Source organism: Variovorax sp. VRV01 (assembly GCF_014852545.1).
GTDB classification, from domain to species: Bacteria; Pseudomonadota; Gammaproteobacteria; order Burkholderiales; family Burkholderiaceae_C; genus Variovorax; species Variovorax beijingensis_A.
The window spans coordinates 1-14,365 of sequence record NZ_JACVBS010000017.1 but is presented as its reverse complement, the minus strand read 5'-3'; the positions used below and the strand labels follow the sequence as shown (position 1 = coordinate 14,365).

Genomic DNA, 14,365 nt, shown 5'->3' with positions numbered 1-14,365 from the left:
ACATTTGTAATGCCTTCGCCGCCTTGTCCCGACGCTGGTATTGGAAGGTAACGAGTGTCTGGGCCCGACGTTTGCGGACCGCGGTCATCGCACCGCCGAGCGATGATTTCCCGCGGCTGGCTGCATACAGGCGGACCCGTCCGACGCTATGTTTCCGAGGCCACGGCCGGTGCGTACGCGATGTTCCGACATGCGCGCCGCACGGTCATGCGCCCGGCCCGAGCGGCGCAGCCGGAATCGCCAGGCGGAATGTGGACCCGCCGGTGCCCGTTTCGTGCAGCACCACGTCGCCGCCATGGCGGATCGCGATCTCGCGCGACAGGTGAAGCCCCAGTCCGGTGCCGGCCACTGCGCTCGCGGTTTCGGCACGGAAGTATTTCTCGAAGATGCGGGCCGCATCGGCCGGTGCGACCCCGGGCCCCCGGTCGATCACGTCGACCTGCACGGTGTTGTCCGTCTGCCGCAGCACGACATGCACCGGTTGCTCCGGCGGCGAGTACTTCAATGCGTTCTGCATCAGGTTCTGCAGCGCGATCTCGAGCAGCGCCCGATCGCCGCGCACCCTGGACAGGGGCTCGTGCACGTCGAGCACCAGGCGCGAAGCGCCGGGAAAGTGGAAGCTCTCGCACAGGCCGCGCGCGAGCGCCGCCATGTCGAGGGCTTCGATGCGAAGCGTCCGGTTCTCGGGCTGGAGGCGGTCGGCCAGCAGGATGTTCTCGATCAGCATGGTCAGGCGCTGCACGGCGCGCCGGATCCGCTCGGTGCGCTGCTTCACCACGGGCTCCGCGCCGAGCTTCGAGATGTCGAGCGACTGCGCCGCGCCGTCGATCACTGTCAACGGCGTGCGGAACTCGTGCGACACCATGGAGACGAACTCGCGCTGCTGCGCGATCGCCTGGCGCTCGACCTCGAGCGACTCGCGCAGCCGGGCTTCGAGGCGGGCACGGGCCGCGATCTCCTCATGCAGCGCGGCATTGGTCTGCTGCAGTTCGGCGGTGCGCCGCGCGACCGTGCCCTCGAGCGCCTGTTCGGCCTCCAGCCGCACCGCGAGCACGCGCTCGCGCTCGGCGCGGAAGTCGCGCTCGGCGCGACGCGTCCGGTCGGCCACGGCCACGTTCAGCAGGATGAGGTGGAACATGGTGCCGAGCCAATAGATGCGGTCGGGCGCCACGCCCGGCACGCGGTCGCCGAACCAGAGCTTCAACAGCCCGTAGAGTCCCAGCACCGTTCCCACCGCGAAGGCCGAGGCCGGAAGCAGGTACTGGAACTGGCGCCGCACGAAGAGCAGATAGCAGGCGAAGACCGCGCCGAACAGCGTGGATGCGGTGCTGCCCGCGCTGACCCAGGTCGCGACGGCGGCGTGATGGCCGGCCAGGGCCAGCACGAATGCAGCGAAGTTGAACACCACGACCGCATTGAAGAAATATGCCGCGGGCGGCCAGTGGCGCCGGAACTGGAAGATGCGCGACATGAACGCGGTACCCACCATGTTGAAGAAGCAGTTGACGGCCAGCAGCGTCTGCGCAACGCGCTCGGGGCGATCGTCGAGGAACCACTGCGCGGCGAACCCCTGGCGGTTGACCGACAGGGCCGCGATGCAGAGCACGTAGAGCGCGTAGTGGGCGTAGAGCCCGTCCCGCAGCCAGGCCCCGAAGATCAGGTTCATGCAGACGGCGAGCAGGGCGGCGCCGAGCAGCACGCCCATGGTGGCGTAGTCGGCCGTGCGGTCGCGCTCGAAGCCGAGGGGCTGCCACAGGTCCAGTTCGGCCCGCAGCGACGGCCCGTCGTTGCGCAGCCGCAGGAAATAGACGGCCGGCTCGGTCGGCAGGTCGAGCGGGAACACGAAGTTGTGGTCGGGGATCTCGCGCGCCGCGAACGGGCGGGCGTCGCCGAGCGGCGTCTCGACGAATCCGCCGCGCCCGTCCGGCGCATACAGGGTGGCTTCGTGGATGCGCGGCGGTCGCACGCGCAGCAGCCATCGCGCGGGCGCGTCGGCCGTGCGCGCGAGCGAGAAGCGCAGCCACACCGCGTCGCGGCCGAAGCCTTCCTGCACCGGCCCTTCGAGCGGCGCGAAGCCGCTTCGCTGCGCACCGCGCGCGACGTCGGCAATGCGCCACCGGCCCGAGGGATCGCGCTGGATCTCGAGGGCCCCGGAGAGTTGCACGCCGCGGCCGACGCCGTCGGATGCCGACAGGACCAGCGCCCTGGCAGGCATCGCAAGGCACCCCAGCAGCAGGCACAGAAGAACGAGCAGGCAGCCGGGGCCTGCCCGGGTGGTTTCGACGTCGAGGCGCATTGGGGCGCGACTTTATACTTTCCGCGCCATGCCATCCCCGAGCCCGCGCACCGGTCTTCGCATCCATGTGATCGAAGACGACGAAGACATCCGTGCAGAAACCGTCTTCGCACTCGGAGAGCTCGGCTTCGACGCGGAGGGCTTCGGCGATGCCCCGTCGTTCTACAAGGCGTTCGCGGTCCAGCCCTGCGACATCGCGGTCGTGGACATCGGACTGCCGGGCGAGAGCGGCCTCGCGGTCGTTTCACACTTGCGCGCGGTGCAGCGACGGCTCGGGCTGGTGCTGGTCACCGCGCGGGGCAAGCTCGAAGACCGGCTGCTGGGCCTGCGCGAAGGTGCCGACGCCTACATGGTGAAGCCGGTGAACATGCTGGAACTGGCCGAGACGCTGAATGCGGTCGGCCGCCGGCTCACGGCCGCACCGCAGGGGAACGCAGTGCCTGCGCCGTCCGAACCCGCCGCCTGGCGCCTGCTCGAAGGCGACTGGATTCTCGGCGATCCCGAAGGCCGGCAGATGGCGCTCACGACCAGCGAGCGCGCCTTCCTCGGCTGCCTGTTCGGGCAGCGCGGCACAGCGGTGAGCCGCGACGACCTGATCCGCGCGCTCGGTGGCGACGTGTTCGATTTCGACGAGCACCGCATCGACGCGATCGCCAGCCGGCTGCGGCGAAAGGCCGCGAAGCTCGGCATGCGCCTGCCGCTGCATTCGGTGCGCGGCAAAGGGTACGTGCTCGCGAGCTGACGCCCCCCGGGTGCCGGGCGGACGGGCCAGGCGCATGGTGAGGAACCGTCAGAAAAGGTCAGGAAGGGCACATGAAACAAACGGTCGGGACTTGCACCATGCGGCACGCGCCATGTGCCGCATCTTCATGTCCTACTGGCTCCAATCTTCCACCGAGCGTGCGCACATCCTGGTCATCGACGACAGCGTCGAGGAGCTCCAGGTGCTGCTTGCCGCGCTGCGCCGCGTCGGCCACCGCATCAGCCTTGCCTTCGACGCGCTCGAGGGCTACCGCCGCGCCGGGGTGTTGCAGCCTGACCTGATCCTGCTCGACGTACACCTGGGTGCCACCAGCGGCTTCGAGGTGTGCCGGCTGCTGAAGGCGGACCACGCCACCGCGCACATCCCGGTGATTTTTCTCACCGCCGGTGCCACGCTCGAGGAGCGGCTGACCGGTCTGCGAGAGGGCGGCGTCGACTACATCCTCAAGCCCTTCGAACCCGAAGAGGTGCTGGTTCGCGTCGCGGTCCACCTCACGCTCGCACGCCGCGGCACGCAACCGCCGGCGTCCGAAGACGACGAACCCCACGACCTGGACCGCGTGATCGTCACGGCCGCGCAGCGGCTCATCGAGGGCGACCTTGCGAACGTGCCACCGCTGCCGGCGCTCGCCGCGCGCGTGGGCACGCACGAGAAGCGGCTGACGCGGGCATTCCGTGCGCACACGGGGCGGACCGTGCTCGAGTTCGCGCGCGAGGCGCGGCTGCTGCGCGCGCAGCATCTGCTCGCCCAGACGCCGCTCGGCATCGAGGAGTTGGCGCATGCGATCGGGTTCTCGAGTGCCGCGAATTTCACGACGGCATTCAGGGAACGCTTCGGCAGCACGCCCGCGGCGTATCGGCGGCTGTATCGCGGCTCCGTGTGCGACGCCTGAAGCGCTGCGTTCCGCTCAGCCAGCGCAGCGCTCAGGCGGAGCAGGCCGGGGCTTCGGGGACCTGCACATTCAAGAGCAGGGCGACGGTGCCGGCCAGCCCGCAGAATGCAACCAGTTCGGCCATGCCGTGTTCTCCGAAATGCCGCTGCACTTGCCCGAACACGTCGTCCGCGACGCGGTGGTGTTCGGTGAGCGCCAGGAAGAATCGGCCTGCGGCCTCCACGGGTCCGCCATCCTCTGGAATCCTGCCGGCCGCAATCGCCTCGACCATCTCCGGCGAAAGTCCGGCCGACAGGGCCTTGGCTGCGTGGGTCTCCCATTGGTGGCGGCACTGCTGCCTGTGCGCGGTCATGAGAAAGACCGCTTCCCGCACCCGCTGCGGCAGCGTGCCGGTCCAAAGCTCGGTCGAGAGTTGCTCCAGAAGATCGGCAATTCGGGGGCTCCCCAGCAGCGGCAGGTAGGGGGCCGGCACGCGACCGCGCCGCCGTTCGATCAGGTCATAGGCCGCGCGCTGTTCCGCGGAGCGCGAGGCCTCGGCCGTCGCAGGGAAACGAGGGGCTGCATGCGGGCCTGCGGGCGTCGTCTCAGGCATTGGGCTTGATGTTGCCGGCCTTGACCACGGCGGCCCATTTCTCGATCTCCTGGCGGATGCGGGCCCTGAACTCCTCGGCGCTGCTGCCGACCGGCACGAAGCCGAGCTCGACGAGCTTCTGATGCAGCGGACCCGCGCGCACGGCCTGGGCCGCGGCGGACGACAGCCGGGACACGGTGTCCGGCGCCAATCTGGCCGGACCGATCAGGCCGAAGATCGGCGTGGCGTCGACGCCGGGCAGCCCGGCTTCCTGCATCGTCGGCGTGTCGGGCAGTTGCGCGGCCCGGCGCATTCCGGTGACTGCCAGGGCGCGGACGGTGCCCGCGCGGATGTGGTCGATCATCGTGGGGACCGTGGTGAACCCGAACTGGACGTGACCCGCAAGCAGGTCGTTCAGCACGGTGCCGCCGCCCCGGTACGGCACATGGTTGATGTCGATCGCGGCGGCCTTGCGCAACTGCTCGCCGGCCAGATGCGGCGCACTGCCGACGCCGGCCGATCCGTAGTTGAGACTGCCCGGCTTTGCCTTGGACAGGGCCACGAACTCCTTCAGCGTCGCTGCGGGAACCGCGCTGTGCACGATCAGCACCAGCGGCGCCGATGCCATGAGCGAAATCGGCGCGAAGTCCTTCTCGGTGTCATACGGCAGCGCGCTGCCGAAAAGCCCGGGGTTGATCACGAACGCCGTGTCGACGAAGCCGAGCGTGCGGCCGTCCGGTGCCGCGGTGGCGACGGCACGCGTGCCGATCTGCGTGCCGGCACCTCCCCGGTTGTCGACGATCACCGGCGCCGCGATGGCGGGCTCCAGGGCCTGCGCCATCAGGCGGCCGAGCGTGTCCGTGGCGGCACCCGGGGGGTAGGGCACGATGAGGCGGACCGGCGTCTTCGTGTCGGCGAGCGCGAGGCGGCCCGCGCCGAGCGACCCCACCAAGGAAAGCGCGGCGCCACCGAGGATCAGCGAGCGCCGTTGATGCATGGGCATTTCAGTCTCCTGAGAACAAGTTCTAGATGCGGCGCACGAAGCCGCTGTCGAGCAGCGCTGCTTCCGGGTCGGCGCCCAGCCCGGGCCGGTCCGTCAGCTGGAAGGCGCCGTCGATGCAGGGCACGGTGTCGCCGTAGGGCGTGAAGCCGAGATCGCAGAAGAGTCGCTCCACATGCACTTCGTCCTCCTGCGCTGCCAGCACGTGCAGCGTGGCCAGCAACCCGGGGCCGAAGAAGGCCGACTGCGGCGCGCAATGCACGGCGCTGCCGGCACACTCGCGCGAGAGCCGCAGCAGCGTGGTGACGCCGCCCGATTTGATCGCGCAGGGCTGCAGGTAATCGACGGCCCGGGCTTTCGCCATGACGCTCAGTTCATGCACGCTGCTGGCGTTCTCGCCGGCGGCGGTCGGCACGCCGGTTCGAACGCGCAGTGCACGAAGCGCTTCGAAGTCCTCCGGCGGCCAGAGTGGCTCCTCGATCCAGTGCAGGCCGAAGGCCGACATCCTGGCCACCACCTCGTCGGCCTGGTCGACCGTCCAGGCGCAGTTCGCGTCGACCATCAGCGGCATGTCCGGGCCCATCACGCCGCGCGCAGCGGCCACGGCCTCGGGTGTCTTCTCGTGCAGCTTCACCTGTTCGAAGCCGGCCGCCAGCGCACGCTCCACATTCCTGGCCACCAGCGCCGTGTCGCCGTAGTACTGAAGCAGCGACGCGTACGCGGGCAGGCGGGTGCGTCGCGCGCCGCCGAGCAGCTCATGCAGCGGCACGCCGGCGATCTTCGCCCTCAGGTCCCAGATCGCGATGTCGAGGCCGCTCAGCGCATGCAGTACCGGCCCCGAGCGGCCCATGTTGTGCAGCGTGCGTTCGAGCGAAGCCATGAGCCCGGGGTCCGCCGCGTCCCGGCCTGTCGCAAGGGGGGCGACCCGGCCGCGAAAGATCGCCGAGAGCGCGTCGAGTTCGGCGCCATACGATTCGCCCCAGCCGACCAAGCCGTTGTCGAGTTCGACGCGCACAAGGCCGCTGTCCAACGTGGTTCTCGGCCGCCCGGCGAACAATGGTGCCGGCGCGCCGTGGTCGAAGGGCAATCGAAGCTGGAGGCAGTCGATCGATCGAATGGTGGTGGACATCAGGCTTTCTTTGATCAATTGGTAGCGCTACCAAAAAGCCGATGGTACGGCCGTATACGGTCCCGCGTGTGCGGGTTTCTATCTAGGCGCTCTCGCGCGTCACGATGGAGAAGCCCACGTCGACCTTGGTTTCTCCGACCTCGAGGCCTTCGCTGCGGCTCACGATGAACCGGGCCGCGAGCTGGCCGATGCGCGTGCTGTCGATGCGCACGGTGGTGAGCGAGGGCGACACGTCCGCCGCGAAATCGAGGTCGCCGAAGCCGACCACGGCGAGGTCCTGCGGCACGCGCAGGCCGCGCGCCGCGGCCTCGGTGACGACGCCGAGCGCCAGCACGTCCGAGCTGCAGAAGATGGCGTCGGTCCCGGGCTGATGCCGCAGCATCTCGCCCAGCGCCTGGCGGCCGCTGCGCACGGTGGCCGGCGCCACCACGGTCTCGACCTGTACAGCGACCGCGCGCCTGCGCGCCGGGCCGCGCAGCGCCGAGTCGACGAAAGCACCGGCCCGCCGGGCCGCACGCTCGTGATTCCCGCCGATGAACCCCAGGCGACGACGGCCGCGCTCGATCAGGAACGTGGCCACGGCGGTCGCGATGGCCTCGTGCGAGAAGCCGACCAGCATGTCGATCGGATCCTGCACCATGTCCCAGGTCTCCACCACGGGAATGCCCGAGGCCACCAGGCGCCGCCGGCCGGCCGCAGAGGGCACGACGCCGCCCAGCACGATGCCGTCGGGCCGGCGTCCGATGATGGCGTCGAGCAGGGCGTCCTCCTCCTGCGTGCCATAGCCGCTCTGGCCCAGCATCAACTGGTGGTCGCGGGCCGCGAGTTCGGCGATGAGGGACTGCACCATTTCCTGGAACACCGGCCCGGCAATCGAAGGAACGACAGCCGCGACCAGGCGGCTCCGCTGGGAAGCCAGGCTTCCGGCCACCCGGTTGGCGACGTAGCCTGTCGACTCGACCGCCGCGCGAACCTTCGCGAGGATGGCGGCCGAAACCTGCTCGGGCGCGTTCAGCGCGCGCGACACGCTCATCGCGGAGACGCCCGCCAGGCGCGCGACTTCGAGCAGGGTGATGCCGCCGGCGACTCTTCCGCGGCGCGGCGGCAGCGGCGAGGGCGCGGAACGCCCTGCTGCGGCAGGTTGTTTGTTCGAAGGGGGCGGCATGGACGGTGACAAGGGCGCGAAAAGCTTAACCTGATTCCCGGTGCGGGCCCCGGAAGGCGCCAGCCCCGGCCGTTATAGTCCGCTTCCAACCATGACCGATCGTCCTTTGCAGCCTCGCCATCTGAGCGTCACCGTGATGGACGTCGCCAAGCTCGCGGGCGTGTCGGCGATGACGGTGTCGCGGGTCTTCAATGCGCCCCACTCGGTCAACGCCAAGACGCTCGCCAGGGTGCAGGCGGCCGTGGCGTCCACGGGCTACGTGCCGAACCGCGGCGCGGGCGGGCTGCGCTCCGCCAGGACACGCCTGGTATCGGCGGTGGTGCCGACCCTGTCGGGGCCTGTCTTTCTCGACACCATCGAGGCGCTGAATTCCCGGCTCCAGCAGCACGGCTACCAGCTCATGGTGGGGCAGAGTGGCTACAGCACTTCGACGGAGGACGACCTCGTGCGCGACATCATCGGGCGCCGGCCCGACGGCATCGTGCTCACCGGCGTCGTGCACAGCGAGCCCGGGCGCCAGCGGCTCCTCGCGGCGGGCATTCCGATCGTCGAGACCTGGGATGTGGCGCTCGATCCGATCGACATGCTGGTCGGCTTCTCGCACGAGGCCGTCGGCCGCAGCGTCGCGGAATACCTGCTGCAGAAGGGTCGCCGGCGGCTCGCCCTGATCGGCGGCGATGACCCCCGGTCGGTGCGCCGAGCGGAAGCGTTCACGGCCATGGCGCAGGCACAGGGCGCCGTGGCCCCGATCGTGCATCTCGTCCCCGCGCCGACCAAGCTCAGCGACGGCCGGCGGGCCCTGCGCTCGATCCTGCAGTCCAACCTGCCGGTCGACGGGGTCTTCTGCAGTTCCGACATGCTGGCGCTGGGCGTGCTGACCGAAGCGCGTGCCGCCGGCCTCGGCGTTCCCGCCGATCTTTCGGTCGTCGGCTTCGGCGACCTGAACTTTGCGGCGGACCTGGACCCGGCGCTGACCACCGTGCGGATCGACGGGCGGCGCATCGGCCAGATCGCGGCCGACTGCATCGTCGAGCGGGCCGCGGGACGGCGTCCGCCGGAGCTGATCGTCGACGTGGGCTTCACGATCGTTCGTCGGGCAAGCGCCTAGCGTCCCGGGCCTTGCTGGCGCACCTCAGTGGGCGTGCCCCGGGGCGGGGACGCGCCCCGGCTTCGGTTCGTCCTCGTGCGCATGGTCATCGTGCGGTGCGACCCCTTCGCGGGATCTCTTGAGCCACGTGCGCGCGAGCACCGGGTTGCGCTCGACGCCAGCACCGTTCTCGTAAGCCAGGCCCAGGGCGCGTTGAGCCTGGGGGTTGCCGGCTTCCGCTGCGCGCTTCAACCAAGCCATGGCCGCGGGCAGGTTCTTGCGGACGCCACTGCCCGAGGCATAGCTTGCGTACAGCTCATACTGAGACTTGGCGGCGCATCGGTCGGCGCGGGTCGCGGTCAGCCGGTACCACCTGAATGCCTCACGAGGGTTTCGCTCGACGCCGCCCAGCCCCTGCTTGTAGAAGTCGGCCACCATGCATTGCGCGATCACGGCGCCGCCGTCCGCGGCGCGCTTGAACCAGTGGAATGATTTCGCGAGGTCCCTGGGCGTGCTGCCGTTTCCGTTGAAGTAGACGAAGCCCAGGTCGGCCTGGGCCGGTGCGTACCCGTGCCGCGCCGACCGTTCGAGATAGCCGGATGCCATGTCCAGGTCCAGTGCCCGGCCCGTTTGGCCGCGGTAGTGGTTGGCGAGCTCATACTCCGCCTTCGCAAAGCCCTGGGCGGCGGAGGCCGCGTAGAGCTTGAACGCCTGTTCCCTGTCCATCGGCACCCCCGCGCCGTTGCCGTATCGCCGTGCCCGCTCGTATTGCGCTTCGGGATCATCCGGTTGCGCCGCTGCGGCACAACCAGGAACGGCGAGGCAGAGCGCGAGGAGGGCAGGAAGGAGGCGGGCCGCCTTCCTCGCACAGCGGCCCCGCTTCATTGGAAGGTCTGGGTGACGACGGCCGGCACGACGATCTCGCTCGCCCGGGTGAGCGAGATCGTCTTCGTCTGTCCCTTGGCGATGGTGGCGAGCACGGCCTGCGCGTCGGCCAGCGAGCCCAGGCGCTGCGTGCGCAGGTACTCCGGCGGATGGAAGCTGCCTTTGTCCGCATGAACGGACTCGACCGGGCCGCCCTTGTAGGTGATGGTGGCCCCCAGGCCCGGACTGAACTGCGTGAAGCCCTCGGGGATGTAGCCCTTGTAGACCGTGTCCTGCACGTCGATGGCGACCTGCACGTAGTACCCGCCCGGATCGTTCACGTACTGGTCCGTCGAGGTCGTGATGCCGTTCGCCAGCAGGGGGAGCTTCGGGTTCTTGTTCTGCGGACCCACGAAGCCCTGGATGATTTTCCCGTCGTCCAGGATCCTGGCCGACACGGAGGCCAGGCCGGCTTCGCGGCCGGGCTTGAAGGGACCGGAGGTCTCGATGCTCTTGTACGTCGCATTCGCGGCGTCGCTCGCCGCGTAGGACGCCACCGAGCGGCGCTTCTCCAACTGGTTGGAGAACTCGCCGGTGATGTTCACGCCGCCGACGGCGGGCGAATCGAACACCTTCGAGCGCATCGCATCGAGCATGGTCAGCGGGGCGCCCGCGTTCGCCGGGTCGCGGTTGTAGGCCTTCAGCGCCTGGTAGACCTCGACGATGGGGAACTGGTTGGTGTGCTGCGGCGCCACGAAGTCCACATCGAGCGTGTTCTGCAGGTAGCTGAAGCCATGCTGGAACGACAGGCGCAGCCAGCCATTGGCGGCGGTCGGGCTGTTGAGGCCATTGAAGCCGTAGCCCCCGTGGTAGCCGAAGGTGTAGAACTTGCCGTCGCCGGGGTTCTTCACCTTGAACAGCATGTTGGTGCTGCCCGGTGTGTGGCCCGGCGACCAGATCACCATGATCTTCACGTTGCCGTAGTCGTACCACTTGTCGTATTCGTACGAATGGGAGATGCGCTCGCGGATCACGGTCTCGCTGGCCGGCAGCGCCCCCGTGATGTTCCAGGCGTTGCCCTGCAGGTCGGACGTGACGCCCACGGCATCTTCCTTCGACGCCCAGAGCGCGATCGGCTTGCCGGCGTTGTCCATCATCCTGAGCTGCTCGACGACCGTGCCGTAATGGTCGCTGTGGCCATGCGTCAGCCAGATGTCGGTGACCGATCGCGGATCGACGCCGACGAGCTCCATGTTCTTCCAGTACTGGTAGCCGCTGTTGGGCCATCCGGCATCGACCTTGATCACCTTGTCGTCCGACGGATCATTGGGCGTGCCCATGTCGGCCTTGAGCAGGTACGAGGCGACTTCGTTGTCCCCCACGTAGTACATCGTGTTCTTCACCATCTCGAACGGCTCGGTGCTGCGGGAGTACGGCGCCGACGACGGCGAGGTCGCGTTGATCTTGCTGTAGGGCTGACCGGAGACAGGATCGCTGCCCTTGTCGTCCAGCATGGTGCTGAGCGTGGGCACGTCCCACACCGGCTTGCCGTCCGTGGTCGATGGCGGCGTGAAGTACCAGATCGCGACCACCTTGGCCGTATCGGCCGCGAGGTAGTTGTTGTCGAAAAGCAGATAGGCGCTCTGGCGCGACGTGGTGCCGTAGTCGTAGCTGGCAGTGACCGGAATCGAAGCGAAGTCGGAAACGGCGCTCTTCGCATAGTCGGCGGTGTTGACGTTGAACACCTTCACATCGGGCGAGACCGCATAGGTCTCCTCGTAGCGCCTGATCGGCTGCGCATAGGGCCGGCCGGCCTGGTCCGCCGTCAGGGTGTGGCCGTCGCCCACGGTGATGGTGGCTCCCGTCTTGTCGTAGACCCAGCCCGCCGCGACCATCGGTCCGGGCGCGTTGTCGTTCCGGCTGACCGCCGCGCCGTATTTCTTCAGGTTGAACTGGGCGGCGGTCGATTTGCCCTTCGCGAGGATGACGTTGAAGACCGGCGTGGTGCCGGCCGGAACGGCCACCGTGCCGGCATCGCTGCCGGGTATCCAGTCCACCAGGTTGCCGGGCGCGAGGCTGGCGAGGAGGGCGGCCGTCTTCGCAGTGGGAACGGCGACCGACAGGCTTCTGGCGCCGCTCTGGGTGAGCACCGGGATGCTGATGGTGTCGTTGCCCTTGTCGTCCGAGGTCGCGGCGGGTGTCCCGTACACCAGGCCGGCGGCCCTGAAGACCGGCGCAGCAGGTGGCTCCGGCGGGTTCTCAGGTCCTGCGCCCGGGATCTGGCCCGGGAGCTGGCCAGGGATCGAAATACCTCCGTTGCCGCGCGAGTCGCTTCCGCCGCAGCCGAGCACCAGCAAGGATGCGAGGAGCGCAGGAAAGATGCGCCGTTGGTTCAGGACTGTTTTCATGATGGGTCTCAGGTGGGCTTCAGAGGCGTTGCAGGGAGCCGTCGGGGTTGCGGCGATAGCGCTTCAGCATCTCGTCCCACATCTTTCGGGCCTGGCCCGGATGCCACGCATGCCCGATGTCCGAGGTGATCTGCCAGCGGTACTCCGCGCGTCCGCTGTTCCAGATCTCGGTCGTGCGCCGCCCGTCGATCGCGATGGCCGGCGAGGAGAAGTTCTGGTTGACGGTTTCGCGCCAGAACGTCCTCGCGGCGGTCTCTCCCGCGGTGCCCCCGGGGAATTCGCTCGGCAGTTCCTGCTCCCCCCGGCATTGCCACACCGGCAGTGCGATATCGGTCCGCACAATGGGATTCGCATAGCTGGCGGCCGAGAGGTGCCCCGAGTAGCAAGGCGCGATCGCCGCGAACAGCTGCGGGTATTGCACGGCGATGCGGTTCGTGAGCGCGGTGCCCTGCGACGATCCGTTCAGGAAGACACGGCCATCGTCGATCTGGTAGGTCCTTTTCATCTCATCGAGCAGGTCGAGGAAGAACTGGACGTCGGGATTGTCTGCATCGATCGATGTCGTCCAGGTCGCCTTGAGACCATGCGGATACACGACGATGAAGCCCTCGTCGCGCGCCACGTCGTGCCATTCCGAAATCTCCGCCTGGAAGCGTGCCGACCCATTGCGGCCGTGAAAAGAGAACAGGAGCGGAAGCTTCTTTCCTTCCGCCACCAGCTTCTGGTATTGCGGAGGGACGTAGGTCAACCAGCGCCGCGGCTCGCCGGGGCGCAGGCTCTTGATCGTTTCCGTGAGCCCCATGTCCGCAATGCTCCTTTCCGCATGCAGCGTTCCGTTGTAGGACTTGTTGTCCGGGAAGCGCACCACCTTGCCGAACAGCTCTTCCCACACCAGCCTCGAGATCGCGGGCGATTCCGCCGGTCGGTCGAGCCGTGACAGCCTGACTTGCTGGACCGGGTTGTCCTTCACGAAATCCGTCACTGTCGGAAGGTCGCCAACCGCCTGCTGGTTCTGCGCATCCGTTGCGTTCGCCTGCCGCCAGAAGCCCGTCTGCTTGGCAAATGGATCGGCGCCGCACTGGAATTGCCAGACGGCCATCGCGGTCCTGGGCAGACTTTCCGCGGGGAGATCGAGCGTTGCCGGTTCGGCGGCGGCGCCGAACGACGCGACGCCGGTGGCCATGACGCCGAGCTCGCGCATGGCGAGCTCCTGCGCCATGACGCCGCCGGATCCTGCGCCGGTCAGGAACGTGGACATCGTCGATGGAAGCCCGTAGCGCGTGCGCACGGCTGCGGCCGCTGCCACGATGAACGCGTGATCGTCGGAGCGGGCCGTGTCCTTGGCCGTGTTCCAGCCCGTCGGCTTGGCCACCGGAAAGATCGCGACGAAGCCCTTCTCTTCCGCGAGCGTGGGCCAGCCGGTGAGACGGGCGTTGTCCTCCGCGGACTGCCCCGCCCGGTGCAACGAGACGACCACTTCCACGCCCCTGGCATCCTGGTCGCGAAGGGCAGCGACGTCGCGCGGCGCGTACTCGTAATACTGGCGGTCCTCGCCGTTGACCTTGATCGTCTGCAGGACGAGGGGAAGTGCTGCCGAAGAGGGAGCCGCTGCTGCCGCGCCCGGCACGGCGGCGCAGTCGTCGGTCACCGTCGCCTGGGCTGGCGGAGGTGCCGCGGGGGCTGGAATGAAGGCGTATCCGTTCGACCCGCCGCCACCGCATCCTGCGGCCACAACCGATGCAGCCGCCAGCATCGTGAATTTCTTCATGCCTTGTCTCCTGTGGATGGCCCGCCCTCGGCGCGGGATAGTTATCGTTAACAAATGGAATTGTTAGCGCAACCAAATTGATCGTTCATTCGGATAAACCCGGCAGGGAGGGTTTGTTTTCCCAGTGGAAGCGAGGGCAGGGGTGCGCACTTGGCGCTCGCCAGGCAGGTTGGGGTTAGTCCCAAGAGGCAAATTGACTGTTAACGTTAACATGCGCTGCGCAGATCGCACGGCCCGTCGCCGCGCGAGCATCTCTTGTCAGGCACATCCCCGCTCCGCCTGGGGCGCTTTCCTCATGAACCCTCAAGAACTCAAATCCATCATGGGCTCCGGCCTGCTCTCGTTCCCGTTGACCGACTTCGACGCGAACGGGGACTTCAACAAGAAGGGCTACGAGCAGCGTCTCGAATGGCTCGCTCCCT

Annotated in this window: 11 protein-coding genes and 1 pseudogene; 4 read left to right on the top strand and 8 right to left on the bottom strand. The window is 68.3% G+C overall.

The genetic code is table 11. The features are described 5' to 3' along the window. Positions 1–205: 205 nt before the first annotated feature. A complete protein-coding gene (locus IB278_RS25360) occupies positions 206–2,296 on the bottom strand; it encodes a sensor histidine kinase (RefSeq protein ID WP_192326339.1) in 2,091 nt (696 codons plus the stop codon). 28 nt (positions 2,297–2,324) lie between these two features. Here IB278_RS25360 and IB278_RS25355 point away from each other — a divergent pair, with 28 nt between their 5' ends. After that, a complete protein-coding gene (locus IB278_RS25355; RefSeq protein ID WP_192326337.1) occupies positions 2,325–3,038 on the top strand; it encodes a response regulator transcription factor in 714 nt (237 codons plus the stop codon). Between the two features lie 127 nt (positions 3,039–3,165). Then, on the top strand, positions 3,166–3,951 hold the full coding sequence (locus IB278_RS25350; protein ID WP_145746987.1) for a helix-turn-helix domain-containing protein: 786 nt from the start codon (positions 3,166–3,168) through the stop codon (positions 3,949–3,951). A gap of 31 nt (positions 3,952–3,982) precedes the next feature. Here IB278_RS25350 and IB278_RS25345 read toward each other — a convergent pair whose 3' ends face one another. The 4 genes from IB278_RS25345 to IB278_RS25330 form a co-directional block, all read right to left on the bottom strand. Continuing rightward, complete coding sequence (locus tag IB278_RS25345) at positions 3,983–4,543, bottom strand: carboxymuconolactone decarboxylase family protein (RefSeq protein WP_192326335.1); 561 nt, start codon at positions 4,541–4,543, stop codon at positions 3,983–3,985. Further along, positions 4,536–5,525: a tripartite tricarboxylate transporter substrate binding protein gene (locus IB278_RS25340; protein WP_225613161.1), complete on the bottom strand. Its 990-nt coding sequence runs from the start codon at positions 5,523–5,525 to the stop codon at positions 4,536–4,538. The genes IB278_RS25345 and IB278_RS25340 overlap by 8 nt, the downstream gene beginning before the upstream one ends. Before the next feature lie 22 nt (positions 5,526–5,547). Further along, a complete protein-coding gene (locus IB278_RS25335) occupies positions 5,548–6,651 on the bottom strand; it encodes a mandelate racemase/muconate lactonizing enzyme family protein (RefSeq protein WP_225613160.1) in 1,104 nt (367 codons plus the stop codon). A gap of 82 nt (positions 6,652–6,733) precedes the next feature. Continuing rightward, entirely contained in the window at positions 6,734–7,816 is a 1,083-nt protein-coding gene (locus IB278_RS25330) for a LacI family DNA-binding transcriptional regulator (RefSeq protein WP_192326333.1), read from the bottom strand. Positions 7,817–7,907: 91 nt separating this feature from the next. Here IB278_RS25330 and IB278_RS25325 point away from each other — a divergent pair, with 91 nt between their 5' ends. After that, positions 7,908–8,924: a LacI family DNA-binding transcriptional regulator gene (locus tag IB278_RS25325; protein ID WP_145746990.1), complete on the top strand. Its 1,017-nt coding sequence runs from the start codon at positions 7,908–7,910 to the stop codon at positions 8,922–8,924. A gap of 24 nt (positions 8,925–8,948) precedes the next feature. Here IB278_RS25325 and IB278_RS25320 read toward each other — a convergent pair whose 3' ends face one another. The 3 genes from IB278_RS25320 to IB278_RS25310 are packed head-to-tail and all read right to left on the bottom strand — an operon-like array spanning position 8,949 to position 13,943. After that, positions 8,949–9,788, bottom strand: coding sequence for a tetratricopeptide repeat protein (locus tag IB278_RS25320; RefSeq protein WP_192326331.1), 840 nt, complete (start codon positions 9,786–9,788; stop codon positions 8,949–8,951). Next, positions 9,785–12,175: an MBL fold metallo-hydrolase gene (locus IB278_RS25315; protein WP_192326329.1), complete on the bottom strand. Its 2,391-nt coding sequence runs from the start codon at positions 12,173–12,175 to the stop codon at positions 9,785–9,787. Before IB278_RS25315 ends, IB278_RS25320 begins: the two co-directional genes overlap by 4 nt. 19 nt (positions 12,176–12,194) lie before the next feature. Continuing rightward, positions 12,195–13,943, bottom strand: coding sequence for a PHB depolymerase family esterase (locus tag IB278_RS25310; RefSeq protein ID WP_192326327.1), 1,749 nt, complete (start codon positions 13,941–13,943; stop codon positions 12,195–12,197). 295 nt (positions 13,944–14,238) lie between these two features. Here IB278_RS25310 and IB278_RS25305 point away from each other — a divergent pair. After that, positions 14,239–14,365 (top strand): annotated as a pseudogene (locus IB278_RS25305) (5-dehydro-4-deoxyglucarate dehydratase); the annotation flags it as partial.